An 11,869-nucleotide genomic window follows, 5' to 3' on the forward strand; every position below is an offset into this window, starting at 1 on the left:
ATGCGCGGCTCCGGCTGCCGCGCGCGCAGACGATCCACCCGAGGGGATTGCATCCAATGAACGACGACCGCACCGACCGCGGCATGCGCCGCCGCCACCTGCTGGGCCTGCCGATGGGTCTGGCCCTGGCCGGGCTGGCCCGCGCCCAGGCCGACACCCTGGCCTTCGTGGGACAGGACAACTTCATCTTCGCGGCCTGGGACAGCCTGGCCGCGCCCGACTGGAAAGCCATCGACGCCACCGTCGCGCGCGTGGCGCAGGTGAGCCAGCTGCTGGCGGCCAAGGGCGTGGCGCTGGTGGTGCCGGTGCTGCCCGACAAGATGCGCATCTATGCGGAGAAGCTGCCCGCGGACAAGCCCATGGCGCCCGAGATGCGCCAGCGTTATGCCGGCATCCTCTCGCGCCTGCAGACGGCCGGCGTGGCCACCTTCGACGACGACAAGCTGCTGATGGCCCTCAAGGCCGCCGGCCAGCCGGTCTACTACCGCACCGACCAGCACTGGGCGCAGCCCGCGGCCGACGCCACGGCCCAGGCCACGGCCGACCTGATCCGCCAGAAAGTGCCCAACTTGTCTGGGCAACCGGGCACCGGCATGACGCTGGGGCCGCTGATCAACGAGCGCCGCTACGGCGATCTGGCGGACCGCTTCCTCTCGCCCGAGCAGCGCCGGGCCGTGGGCCGCGAGATCTATTCCGTGCGACGCGCGGGCGATGGCGAAAGTCTGCTGGCCGATGCCCCTGCGCCCGTGCACGTCACCGGCAACAGCATGGTGCAGCCCTACTTCGGCTTTCCGCAGAAGCTTTCGAACGTGCTCGACCGGCCGGTGTCGGTCAACTGGAAGCCGGGCGACGTCGGTTTCTGGCGCGTGCTGATCGAGTACGTGGAGTCCAACGGCTTCAAGCAACAGAAGCCGCAGGCGCTGGTGTGGCAGCTGTTCGAACCCAACTTCCACCTGGGTCCGGACGCCCGCGGGCTGTGGGACAGCGCGTCGGTGATGTCGGCCGAGGAGTGGCAGCGCCGCATCCAGGCCGCGTTGGCGTGAGCCAGGCCGCGCCCCCGGCGCAGAACACGGCCGTGCCGCCCGCCCGGCGGCATGCACCCTTCGCCTTCGTCATCGGCCTGCTACTGGTCGCCGGCCTCGCCTGGGGCCTGTGGCGGCTGGCGGCGGCGGATCGCAGCGCCTGGCAGCAGGCCGGCGCCGAAGCCGCCATGAACCGCACCCTGGGTGCCCTGCCCGGCCAGGGCGACTGGACACGCTGGGGCGCGGGGCTGCGCTGGCGTCTGATGGGCGACCTGGGCCCGCAGGTGGCCCAGGGCTGCCCCGGTTGGCTCTTCTACCGCGACGGGCTGCGCCCCCAGGCGGGCGAGGCGGCTGCCGCTGCGGCCTACGAGCGGCGCGTGGCCCTGATGCGGCATTGGGCGCAGGTGCTGCGCGCGCGCGGTGTGCAGCTCGTGGTGGCCACGGTGCCTGACAAGTCGCGCATCGAGGCCACGCACCTGTGCGGCCTGCCGGTGTCCGCCGCCATGCAGGCCCGGCTGGACGACTGGCAACGGCGCCTGGCCGAGGCCGGCGTGCCGCAGGTCGACCTGCGCCCGGCGCTGGCGGCCCTGCCGCAGGCCTACTACCGCACCGACGTCCACATGGCCCCGGCCGGCGCCGAGGCGGCGGCCGACGCCATCGGGCGCACCGCGTTGCCGATGCTGGGCGGCCCCGGCACCCAGCGCTTCGACGACCAGCGCGGCACGGCACCCGAGCCGCGCATGGGCGACCTGATCGTGCTGGCCGGCCTCGACACCCTGCCCGAAGGATGGCGCCCGGCGCTGGAGCGGTTCACGCCCGAGCGCATCGTGCCGGTGGCCAGCGGCGGCCTGCTGGACGCGGGGCCGTCGGCCGAGGTGCTGCTGGTGGGCGACTCCAACGGACTGCGCAGTGAATTCCCGGGACGCCTGGGCCGCCAGCTCGGACGCGAGGTCTGGACCCTCAGCCACGACGGCGGCTACTTCTCCGGCGCCATGCTGGCGGCCCTGGCCCAAAAGGAGCGCTGGCCCACCAGCCTCAAGCTCGTGGTGTGGACCTTCTCCGAGCTCTCGCTGTCGCTCCCCCTGAGTGCCGACGAGGCGCGTGCCGCCGCCGCCCTGCCCTGACGCGCATGCTGTTCAACTCGTACCTCTTCCTGTTCCTCTTCCTGCCGGTGGCGCTGGGTGGCTACTACGCCCTGGCTGCGGCCGGCAGGCGCTGGGCGGCGCTGTGGCTGTGCCTGACCTCCTTCGTCTTCTACGGCTGGTGGAACCCGCGCTTCGTCGCGCTGCTGGCCGGCTCGATCCTGGTCAACCATGTGTTCAGCCGGCTCATCATCGGCAGTGCTGCCGACAAGCGCCGGCAGTGGTGGATCACGGCCGTGGGCGTGGGCTGCAACCTGGCGCTGCTCTTCTACTACAAGTACTTCACCACGCTGCTGGGGGCGCTGGCGGACCTGGGGCTGCGTGCGGGGCCGGTGCAGGACATCCTGCTGCCCCTGGGCATCTCCTTCTTCACCTTCACGCAGATCGGCTACCTGCTGGACTGCCAGGCTGGCGCGGTGAAGAAGGCGAGCCTGCTCAACCACACGCTGTTCGTCACCTTCTTCCCGCACCTGATCGCGGGCCCGGTGCTGCATCACAAGGAAATGATGCCGCAGTTCGACCAGGACCAGACCTACCGCTTCCGTGCCGAGAACCTGTCGGTGGGCGGCACGCTCTTCGTCATCGGACTGGCCAAGAAGGTGCTGCTGGCCGACAGCATCGCGCCCTATGCCGACGCCGGCTTCGCGGCGCCCGGCGACCCGCAGTTCTGGGGCGCCTGGGGCGCCGCGCTGGCCTACACGCTGCAGCTGTACTTCGACTTCTCGGGCTATTCGGACATGGCGCTGGGCCTGGCCAAGATGTTCGGCGTGCGCTTTCCGCTGAACTTCAACTCGCCCTTCAAGGCGGCGAGCATCATCGACTACTGGGCGCGCTGGCACATGACGCTGACGCGCTACCTCACCACCTACCTGTACTACCCGATGGCCATGAAGGTATCGCGCTGGCGCAGCCGCCGCGGCCTGCCGGTGGGCGCCGCCGGCAGCCGCACGCCGGCCGGCTTCGCGCTGATGATCGGCTGGCCCACGCTCTACACCATGGGCCTGGCGGGCGTGTGGCATGGCGCGGGCCTGCAGTTCTTCATCTACGGGCTGCTGCATGGCAGCTACCTGTGCCTCAACCACGCCTGGCGCATCGCCCTGGCGCCGCGGGTCGCTCCGCAGGGCACGCGCGGCAGGCGGGTGTGGCTCTTGGCCTGCGTGGCGCTCACCTTCGCGGCCGTGACCGTCGCCCATGTGTTCTTCCGCGCCAACGATGTGCCCGACGCTCTGGCGCTGCTGCAGGGCATGGCGGGGGGACGCGGCGTCGAATCGCTGGGCGGTGCCCAGGCCGCCGCTCTGCTGGCGCAGGGCTGGACCGGCTGGCAGACGCTGGTCGGCCGCCACATGCAGGCGCTGCTGATCGTGGCGCTGCTGGCCGTCGCCTGGGGCGCACCCAACGCCTACCAGATCCTCGGTCGCTTCTCGCCCGCCCTGGGCCGCGTGCAGGAAGGCCGGCCTGCGTGGCTGCGCTGGCAGCCCAGCGTCGCCTGGCTGGTCGTCGTGCTGCTCCTGTTGCTGGTCAGTGTCATGAACCTGCATCGCGAAGCGCGGTTCCTCTACTTTCAATTCTGATGAAGCCTCTCGCCTTCCTCCTTCGCGCGCTGGTGCTGCCTGCCGCCTACGCCTTCGTGACACTGCCCGCCCTGGCCCAGGACGGCGCGCTGTCGCAGCTGTATGCCGCGCGGCCACCGGCCGGCTCGTCCTTCGTGCGCGTGGTCAACCCTACGAGCGAGACGCTGCTGGTGCAGGTGGCCGGCGGCCCGGCCCAGCGCATCGGGCCGCAGACACCTGCCACCAGCTACGCCATCGTGGCCGGCGGCAAGCCCTTCGTCGTGCAGGTGGGTGGCAAGAAGGCGGCAACGCTCGAAGTGAAGCCCGACAGCTTCGGCACCTGGGTGCTGCGGCGCGAGGGCAGTGGCCATGCCTTCACCGCCATCGACGACACGGGCGACGTGCCCGATGCGCTGAAAGCCGATCTGCGCTTCTACAACCTGGTGCCCGGCTGCGCCAAGGCCCAGTTGCAGATCGCACCCGCCGGCACGCCCGTCGTGCGCGACGTCGGGCCGATGACGGCCGGTGCGCGCTCGGTGAATCCGGTGCAGGCCCAACTGGCGGCGGCCTGCGGCAGTGCCACGAGCGCGGCGCAGGCCCTGCCCGCGCTGCAGGCCGGCGACCACCTGAGCCTGTTCATGACCGGCACGGCCGACAAGCCGGTGCTGACGATGCAGCCGGCCCGCACCGACACCTTCAAGCGTTGAGCGTCTCGTACAGCCGCGCCAGCTTGGCGCGGTCGGTCTTGTAGTTGACCGACACCGGCAACTGCGCGCAGGGCAGCAGCTCCGACGGGATCATGTAGTGCGGCAGGCGCGCGGCCAGCAGCGCCTTCCAGTCGGCGAGTTCGGCCGGCAGCGCGGGGGCGTCGCTCCCGGTCTCGACGAAGGCCACCAGCCGGGCCACCGCACCGTTGGGCCGCCTCAGGGCCACGGCCGAGGCGCCGCGGCTGCCCGGCAACGTGGCCAGGGCCGCATCCACCTCCATAAGCTCCAGCCGGTAGCCGTTGAGCTTGATCTGGTCGTCGATGCGGCCATGGCAGAAGAGCAGGCCGTCGTCGCTCTCGGTGCCCAGGTCGCCGGTGCGAAAGCCGCGCTGGCCATCGCGGACGAACATGCGCGTGGCATTGAGGTCGGGCCGGTTGAGGTAGCCGCGCATCACGTGCGGGCCGGCGATGCACAGCTCGCCTTCGTCGCAGTACACGGCACTGTCCCGCTTGGCGCGGCCGATGGGCAGCGGCGTGTCGGTGGCCAGCATGGCGTCTTCCACCACCAGCAGCGTGGTCGCGACCGTGGCCTCGGTCGGGCCGTAGGTGTTGAGCAGCGGCACATCGGGAAAGCGCTTGCGCAGTTGCCGACACAGCGGCACGGGCAGCGGCTCGCCGCAGAAGACGAAGGTGCGTAGCTGCGGCAGCGCGGCCTGCGTGAAGCCCGGGTTGACCAGCTGCTGCTGCGCGAAGGACGGCGTGGACACCCAGGTCGTCACGCCATGCTCGGCCATCAGCGCCGCCACCTTCAGCGGCGAGGCGGCGTCCTGCCGGTCCAGCATGAGGATGGTGCCGCCCAGCGCCAGCGTGCCGAACACGTCGTAGAGCGACACGTCGAAGCTGAACACCGTCTGGTCGAGGAAGACCGGGCGTTCGCCCAGGCCGAAGTCCAGCCGCATCCAGTCGATCAGGCCCTGCACGCTCTCGCGGCCGATCTGCACGCCCTTGGGCTGGCCGGTGGTGCCCGAGGTGAACATCACGTAGCACAGGTCCTTCTCGGCCAGCGGCGTGCCGGTGCCGTCGCGCAGCACCTCGAAGCGGCCCTGGGCTGCGTCGTAGAGCAGGTGGGCATCGAGGATGTCGCAGATGCTGGCCAGCCGCTCGGCCGGATAGACGGCATCCACCGGCACGAAGGGCGCGCGCAGCATCAGCGCACCGGTCAGCGCCACCATGAAGGCGGCCTCCTTGTGGCCGCGGATGACGATGGGCATGTCCGCGCCCAGGCCCAGGCGGCGGGCCTCGTTGCACCAGGCCTCGGCCTCGCGTTGCAGTTGCGCCCAGTCCAGGTGGCGGTCGCGGGCCACGATGGCGGGCCGCTCGCCCCCGGCCTCGGTCTGGACGAAGCGGCCGCTGTCGTAGTCGAAATGCATGGCCGTGGACGGACGCTCAGGCGGCGTTGGCGACCACGAAGTCGGTCAGTGTGCGCACCGAGTACAGATGCTCCTGCGCCTCGGTGATCGGCACCGTGCAGCCGAAGCGGCTTTCGACGGCCAGCATCAGCTCGACGGCGGCGACGGAATCGAGCAGGCCGGATTCGAGCAGGGGCACCTCCGGGTCCACCTTCTTGAGGATGGCGGACTGGATCAGGGCGATGAGTTGTTGTTCGATCTCGGCGGGCGTGGTCATGGATGGAAAAGGCGGAGGCACGAGGCCTCGATGTTCAAAGGTCGCGGTTGAGCGGCACGCCCAGTACCACGGTGGAAAGGCTGCCCAGGATGCGGTCGTCGTTGACCATCACCGCCGCAGCATGCGCGTCGCGGATGTGCCGGCTCAGGTAGAACTCGCCCGGTTCCATGTAGCCCTGGATGCCGCAGATGCGCAGCGCAATGTCGGTCACACGCACCACCAGCTCCGAAGCGCCGACCTTCAGCGCGTTGTAGCTGACCATGCGCTCGGTGGCGGTCTGCGGGCCGTCGACATCTTCATAGAGCGCCATGCAGGCCGCCAGCGTGCCGCGGAACTGCTGCACCAGCGTCTCGCCTTCGGCCAGGCGCAGGTTGGCGATGGGATTGAGCGGCGCACCGCTGCGGTTGCGGTGCCGCAGGAAGGCCCGCGCCCGGCCCAGCGCCGAGACCGCGATGCCCAGCCACACGGCACCCAGCAGCAGGTGCGAGGTGGGCAGCATGGTCTGCGACATGTGCACCGAGAAGGGCTCGGCATAGACCTGGTCGGCGCCGCAGTCGGCGGCCAGGTCGTAGCGGTCGGTGCGGGCGCCGCGCATGCCGATGGGGTTCCAGGGCGTATGCGGCTGCAGCTGGATCTGATCACGCAGCACGGCCACCAGCCGCTGGTCGGTGGCGGCGGCATCCTCGGCGCGGCGGGCACTCACCAGGAACACATCGGCCGCGGGGGCATAGGAGATGACGGCGCCGTTCTTGCGCAGGTCCAACCGCCCCTCGGGCTGGTGGTCCAGGAAGCAGGCGCTGGCGCGGATGGCGCCGCCCGTCGAACCTTCGGTGGTCGCCGAAGCGACCAGCATCTGCTCGGCGGCCATGCGCGCGAGGAGGCCCTGGTGCCATTCGCTGTCCTGCGCGTGGTGGATAGCCACGGCGGACTGCGACTGGTGCATGGCGTAGATCAGTCCCGTGGCGGCGCAGGCTTCGGAGAGGCGCCGGCAGACATTGACCACCGCACGCAGCGGCAGGCCCGGACCGCCGAATCGGGTGGGCACCAGCAGGCCCATCAGGCCCTCCGCGCGCAGGGCCGCGAGCACTTCGACGGGCAGCCGGCCCTCCTGGTCCACGGCGTCGGCATGGGCGGCGGCAACTTGCGTCGCCCGGGCCACGGCATCCTCCCAGGATGCGGCGGGAGACAACGGTTCAGCGGCCTTCATTCCCGCCCCAAGCTTTGAGAGTGTTGATACATTTTCAGTATAAATTCACTTTTCGTAAGCTTTGCGGAGAAGCTGTGACCAGCACCTGACGCAAGGCGCCAAGTGTGGAATCCGACACGGTTTGGAGATGCGCTTCTCAGGAATCGCCGCCACGCCAGTCGCGCAACAGCTTCTGGGCCTCGGGGGTGTCGCCGAGCAGCCAGGGATCGATGGCAAAGGCGAGCACATGCTCGGCGCCATAGGTGCGCGCCACGTCCAGCTGGGCGCGCACGCGTTCCAGCGTGGCCGCCCGGGCACGGAAGCCGTCGGGCTGTCCGGGCGGGTTGGGCAACTGCTCGAACAGCTCCACGATCAGGTCGAAGGCCACGCCGCGCTGGCGCAGCAGGCGGCGCAGCGGCTCCAGGCCCGCGTAGTTGCCCATGCCGGCGACGCCCACGCCATCCTGCAGCATGGGCCGCAGCGGCGCGGCGTCGAGGATCTCGGCCCACAGGCCATCCAGCGAGCCCGGGGTGGGAAGGCGGCTGTAGAAGGTGGAGACGGCCAGGCGCGGCTGCCCGCGCTTCGGCGGCTCGGCCGCCAGGTCGCGCAGCCAGGCCGTGAGCAGGCGGCGCCGCTCCGGCGTGGCCCAGTTGTACTGGTCGATCTCGTAGGGCAGGTACCAACCCCGGAAGGCGGCATGCCCGGGCCACGGCTCGCTGCGCATGGCCGCCAGGCTGCGCTCGCGCGTCTGGTCCAGGAAGGCCGGCAGCGCCTCGGGCTGCTTGGCGCCGAGCGTGGTCCACCAGCGCTCGTCGTAGGGCAGGCCCAGGCGCACGCCCATGCCCTGGCGCGCCGCTTCGTCGAACAGCATCTGCAGCAGCGCGGGCGGCAGCATCCAGTCGTTGGCGCCGCCGTACAGGCCCATCCACTGGACGACCACCTCGCGGCAGCCCAGCGCGCGCGTCACCCGCAGACGGCGCTGCCATTCGTCCAGCGAAAGGGCCTCATGGCTGCGCCAGGGCTGCAGGAAGGTGCCGTCCAGCCGCATCGGCGCGGGGGCGCAGCCGGCCGCCATCAGGGCTGCCGCAGCGCCCGCGGCGCCAAGCCAGGAACGTCGGGTGGGCATCGTGTCGCCCGTTCAGGTGTAGCGCTTTTCGAGCGCGTCCCAGCCGGGCTTGCCCACCAGGCGCTGGCGCTCGGCGAAGGGCGCCACCAGGCCGCTGGACTCCTGCACTTCCTTCTGGTCGCGCAGCGCGGTCAGGGCCTTCTGCATGCCCATCATGGCCCCCTGCAGCGCGGCATTGGCGTAGAGCACGATGCCGTAACCCAGCTCGCCCAACTGGTCGGCATTGAAGATGGGCGTCTTGCCGCCGATGACCATGTTCATCAGCTGGGGCTTGGCCAGGCGCTGCGGCAGCGCGCGCACCTCGTCGGCCTTCGTCACCGCCTCGACGAAGAGGATGTCGGCCCCGGCCTCGGCGAACTGCTGCGCGCGCTCGATGGCGGCCTCGAAGCCGTGCGTGGCGGCCGCGTCGGTGCGGGCCATGATCATCAGGTCTGCATCGCGGCGCGCGTCGACGGCCGCCTTGATCTTGCTCACGGCCTCTTCGGTGCTGATCACTTCCTTGCCCGAGAAGTGGCCACAGCGCTTGGGCGCGACCTGGTCTTCCAGCTGGATGCAGTCGGCGCCCGCCCGCTCAAGCGTGCGCACCGTGTGGTAGACGTTGAGCGCATTGCCGAAGCCGGTGTCGGCGTCGACGATCAGCGGCAATTCGACGGCGTCGCGGATGCGCGCCGTGTGGTCGGCGATCTCGGCCAGGCCCATGAAGGCCTGGTCGGGCATGCCGAACCACATGTTGGTGACGCCGGCGCCGGTGACGTAGATCGCCTCGAAACCAAGGTCTTCGATCACGCGGGCCGAGAGGGCATTGAAAGCGCCCGGCACCAGCACGCCGCGGCGGGCCTCGACCAGGGACTTGAGTTGTTTGCGAGTGGACATGCAGGGAAGGGGTTCGACGGCCGGGCGCGCGCGGAGTGTCTGGCGCGTGTCGGCCGTCCAGTTCAGAAACAGTCGCCGGGCACGCGCACCCAGCCTTCCATGAGCACACGGGCACTGCGGCTCATGAGGGCCTTGGTGACCTGCCATTGCGGCCCGGCCGGCCCATCGACCTGCCGCGCCTCGGCGCCGACCCGCAGTAGACCAGAGGGATGGCCGAAGCGCACGGCGCTGCGTTCGCCGCCCCCTGCGGCCATGTTGACCAGCGTGCCCGGAATAGCCGCCGCGGTGCCGATGGCCACGGCCGCGGTGCCCATCATGGCGTGGTGCAGCTTGCCCATGGAGAGCGCGCGCACCAGCAGGTCGATGTCGGCCGCGCGCACGCGCTTGCCGCTGGAGGCCACGTAGTCCTGCGGCGGCGCGACGAAGGCCACCTTGGGGGTGTGCTGCCGCGTGGCGGCCTCGGCCACGTCGCGGATCAGGCCCATGCGCACAGCGCCCCAGGCGCGGATGGTCTCGAAGCGCGCCAGCGCGGCGGCGTCGCCATTGATGTCCGGCTGCAGCTCGGTGCCGGTGTAGCCAAGGTCGGCCGCGTTGAGGAAGATGGTGGGGATGCCGGCATTGATCAGCGTGGCCGCGAAGGTGCCGACGCCGGGCACCTCCAGTTGGTCCACAACCCGGCCGGTCGGGAACATCGCGCCGCCCTCGCCCTCCTCGGCCGGGTCGAGGAATTCGAGCGGCACCTCGGCGGCCGGGAAGGTCACGCCGTCGAGCTCGAAGTCGCCCGTCTCCTGCACCTGACCGTCCGCCATCGGCACATGGGCCACGATGGTCTTGCCGATGTTGGCCTGCCAGATGCGCACGGTGCACGCGCCCTCGGCGGGCACACGGTCCGCATCGACCAGGCCGGCCTCGATGGCAAAAGGCCCGACGGCGGCCGACAGATTGCCGCAGTTGCCGGACCAGTCGACGAAGGCGCTGTCGATGGCGACCTGGCCGAAGAGGTAGTCCACGTCATGGCCGGGCCGGCTGCTCTTGGACAGGATGACCACCTTGCTGGTGCTGGAGGTCGCGCCGCCCATGCCGTCGGTCTGCTTGCCATACGGGTCGGGGCTGCCGATCACGCGCAGCAGCAGCGCGTCGCGCGCGGGGCCGGGCTCGCGGGCGCGCTCGGGCAGGTCCTGCAGGCGGAAGAAGACGCCCTTGCTGGTGCCGCCGCGCATGTAGGTGGCGGGGATCTTGATCTGAGGGGCGGGCATGGTTCAGTCCGTGGCCGGTTGAAGGGGGGCAGTCTGCCCCGCCAGGAAGTCCTGCGCAAAGCGCTGCAACACGCCGCCGGCCTCGTAGACCGACACCTCCTCCGCCGTGTCCAGCCGGCAGCGCACCGGCACGCGCAGAGGCTCACCGCTGGGGCGATGAATGACCAGCGTCAGCTGCGCGCCGGGCGTGCGCCCGCCCTCCACGTCGTAGGTCTCGGTGCCATCCAGCCCCAGCGTCAGCCGCGTGGTGCCGGGCAGGAACTCCAGCGGCAGCACGCCCATGCCGATCAGGTTGGTGCGGTGGATGCGCTCGAAGCCTTCGGCCACCACCGCCTCCACGCCCGCCAGGCGCACGCCCTTGGCCGCCCAGTCGCGGCTGGAGCCCTGGCCGTAGTCGGCGCCAGCGATGACCACCAGCGGCTGGCGGCGCTGCAGGTAGGTCTCGATGGCCTCCCACATGCGCACCACGCGGCCCTCGGGCTCGATGCGGGCGAGCGAGCCCTTCTTCACCACGCCATCGACAACGGCCATCTCGTTGACCAACTGCGGATTGGCGAAGGTGGCGCGCATGGCCGTGAGGTGGTCGCCGCGGTGCGTGGCGTAGGAGTTGAAGTCCTCCTCCGGCAGGCCCATGCGCGCCAGGTACTCGCCGGCCGCGCTGTCGGCCAGGATGGCGTTGGAGGGCGACAGGTGATCGGTGGTGATGTTGTCCGGCAGCAGGGCCAGGGGCCGCATGCCGCGCAGCGTGCGGGGTTGCGCCGCGAGGGCGCCCATGCCCTCGGTGTCCCAGTAGGGCGGGCGGCGGATGTAGGTGGACCGCGGGCGCCAGTCGTACTGCGGGCTGGCGCTGGAGTCGCCCTCGGCGCGGATGGCGAACATCGGCTCGTACACGCGGCGGAACTGCTCGGGCTTGACGCTGGCGGCGACCACGGCGTCGATCTCCGCGTCGCTGGGCCAGAGGTCGGCCAGGCGCAGCTCGCGGCCCTGGTCATCGGTGGCCAGCACGTCGCGTTCGATGTCGAAGCGGATGGTGCCGGCGATGGCATAGGCCACCACCAGCGGCGGCGAGGCCAGGAAGGCCTGCTTGGCATAGGGATGGATGCGGCCGTCGAAATTGCGGTTGCCCGAGAGCACGGCGGTGGCGTAGAGGTCGCGGTCCACGATCTCCTGCTGGATGGCCGGGTCGAGCGCGCCGCTCATGCCGTTGCAGGTGGTGCAGGCGAAGGCCACGATGCCGAAGCCCAGGCGTTCCAGCTCGCCGAGCAGGCCGGCTTCCTGCAGGTACAGCTCGACGGCCCTTGAGCCGGGCGCCAGCGAGGTCT

The 11,869-nt window shown here is 70.7% G+C and carries 11 protein-coding genes; 4 read left to right on the top strand and 7 right to left on the bottom strand.

The features are described from left to right. Positions 1-56 precede the first annotated feature (56 nt). Genes QZ772_RS24655 through QZ772_RS24670 form a run of 4 tightly spaced genes read left to right on the top strand, consistent with a single transcriptional unit; the run spans position 57 to position 4,421 of the window. A complete protein-coding gene (locus QZ772_RS24655) occupies positions 57-1,043 on the top strand; it encodes a twin-arginine translocation pathway signal (protein WP_295532376.1) in 987 nt (328 codons plus the stop codon). After that, on the top strand, positions 1,040-2,146 hold the full coding sequence (locus tag QZ772_RS24660; RefSeq protein ID WP_366510632.1) for a cell division protein FtsQ: 1,107 nt from the start codon (positions 1,040-1,042) through the stop codon (positions 2,144-2,146). The genes QZ772_RS24655 and QZ772_RS24660 overlap by 4 nt, the downstream gene beginning before the upstream one ends. 5 nt (positions 2,147-2,151) lie before the next feature. Next, on the top strand, positions 2,152-3,735 hold the full coding sequence (locus tag QZ772_RS24665; RefSeq protein WP_295532377.1) for an MBOAT family O-acyltransferase: 1,584 nt from the start codon (positions 2,152-2,154) through the stop codon (positions 3,733-3,735). Then, on the top strand, positions 3,735-4,421 hold the full coding sequence (locus tag QZ772_RS24670) for an alginate O-acetyltransferase AlgF (RefSeq protein WP_295532379.1): 687 nt from the start codon (positions 3,735-3,737) through the stop codon (positions 4,419-4,421). Before QZ772_RS24665 ends, QZ772_RS24670 begins: the two co-directional genes overlap by 1 nt. Here the strand turns inward: QZ772_RS24670 and QZ772_RS24675 are convergent. The 7 genes from QZ772_RS24675 to QZ772_RS24705 all read right to left on the bottom strand — a co-directional run. Beyond that, positions 4,411-5,850, bottom strand: a complete 1,440-nt coding sequence (locus QZ772_RS24675; protein WP_295532381.1) for an AMP-binding protein — start codon at positions 5,848-5,850, stop codon at positions 4,411-4,413. The genes QZ772_RS24670 and QZ772_RS24675 overlap by 11 nt on opposite strands. Positions 5,851-5,866: 16 nt before the next feature. Then, the gene (locus tag QZ772_RS24680) at positions 5,867-6,106 is read right to left on the bottom strand and encodes an acyl carrier protein (protein ID WP_295532383.1); all 240 of its coding nucleotides are present in this window, start codon (positions 6,104-6,106) and stop codon (positions 5,867-5,869) included. Positions 6,107-6,140: 34 nt separating this feature from the next. Beyond that, positions 6,141-7,313 (bottom strand): acyl-CoA dehydrogenase family protein, encoded by a 1,173-nt coding sequence (locus QZ772_RS24685; RefSeq protein ID WP_295532385.1) that lies wholly within the window; start codon positions 7,311-7,313, stop codon positions 6,141-6,143. A gap of 136 nt (positions 7,314-7,449) precedes the next feature. Then, a complete protein-coding gene (locus QZ772_RS24690) occupies positions 7,450-8,418 on the bottom strand; it encodes a DUF4434 domain-containing protein (protein ID WP_295532387.1) in 969 nt (322 codons plus the stop codon). A 12-nt stretch (positions 8,419-8,430) separates the two neighbouring features. Beyond that, positions 8,431-9,291 carry an isocitrate lyase/PEP mutase family protein gene (locus tag QZ772_RS24695; RefSeq protein WP_295532389.1) on the bottom strand — a complete coding sequence of 287 codons (861 nt, stop codon included), beginning with the start codon at positions 9,289-9,291 and terminating at the stop codon, positions 8,431-8,433. Between the two features lie 62 nt (positions 9,292-9,353). Continuing rightward, complete coding sequence (gene prpF, locus QZ772_RS24700; RefSeq protein ID WP_295532391.1) at positions 9,354-10,547, bottom strand: 2-methylaconitate cis-trans isomerase PrpF; 1,194 nt, start codon at positions 10,545-10,547, stop codon at positions 9,354-9,356. Between the two features lie 3 nt (positions 10,548-10,550). Beyond that, on the bottom strand, positions 10,551-11,869 hold a 1,319-nt coding region (locus QZ772_RS24705), incomplete at its 5' end, for an aconitase family protein (RefSeq protein ID WP_295532392.1).

Origin of the sequence: uncultured Pseudacidovorax sp. (assembly GCF_913773995.1) — a bacterium.
Lineage (GTDB): Bacteria > Pseudomonadota > Gammaproteobacteria > Burkholderiales > Burkholderiaceae_C > Xenophilus.

Excerpts from the sequence above, each read along its gene's own strand:
- QZ772_RS24655 (WP_295532376.1), top strand. The coding sequence starts at position 57 with ATGAACGACGACCGCACCGACCGCGGCATGCGCCGCCGCCACCTGCTG.
- QZ772_RS24665 (WP_295532377.1), top strand. The coding sequence starts at position 2,152 with ATGCTGTTCAACTCGTACCTCTTCCTGTTCCTCTTCCTGCCGGTGGCG.
- QZ772_RS24670 (WP_295532379.1), top strand. The coding sequence starts at position 3,735 with ATGAAGCCTCTCGCCTTCCTCCTTCGCGCGCTGGTGCTGCCTGCCGCC.
- QZ772_RS24675 (WP_295532381.1), bottom strand. The coding sequence starts at position 5,850 with ATGCATTTCGACTACGACAGCGGCCGCTTCGTCCAGACCGAGGCCGGG.
- QZ772_RS24680 (WP_295532383.1), bottom strand. The coding sequence starts at position 6,106 with ATGACCACGCCCGCCGAGATCGAACAACAACTCATCGCCCTGATCCAG.
- QZ772_RS24685 (WP_295532385.1), bottom strand. The coding sequence starts at position 7,313 with ATGAAGGCCGCTGAACCGTTGTCTCCCGCCGCATCCTGGGAGGATGCC.
- QZ772_RS24690 (WP_295532387.1), bottom strand. The coding sequence starts at position 8,418 with ATGCCCACCCGACGTTCCTGGCTTGGCGCCGCGGGCGCTGCGGCAGCC.
- QZ772_RS24695 (WP_295532389.1), bottom strand. The coding sequence starts at position 9,291 with ATGTCCACTCGCAAACAACTCAAGTCCCTGGTCGAGGCCCGCCGCGGC.
- prpF (WP_295532391.1), bottom strand. The coding sequence starts at position 10,547 with ATGCCCGCCCCTCAGATCAAGATCCCCGCCACCTACATGCGCGGCGGC.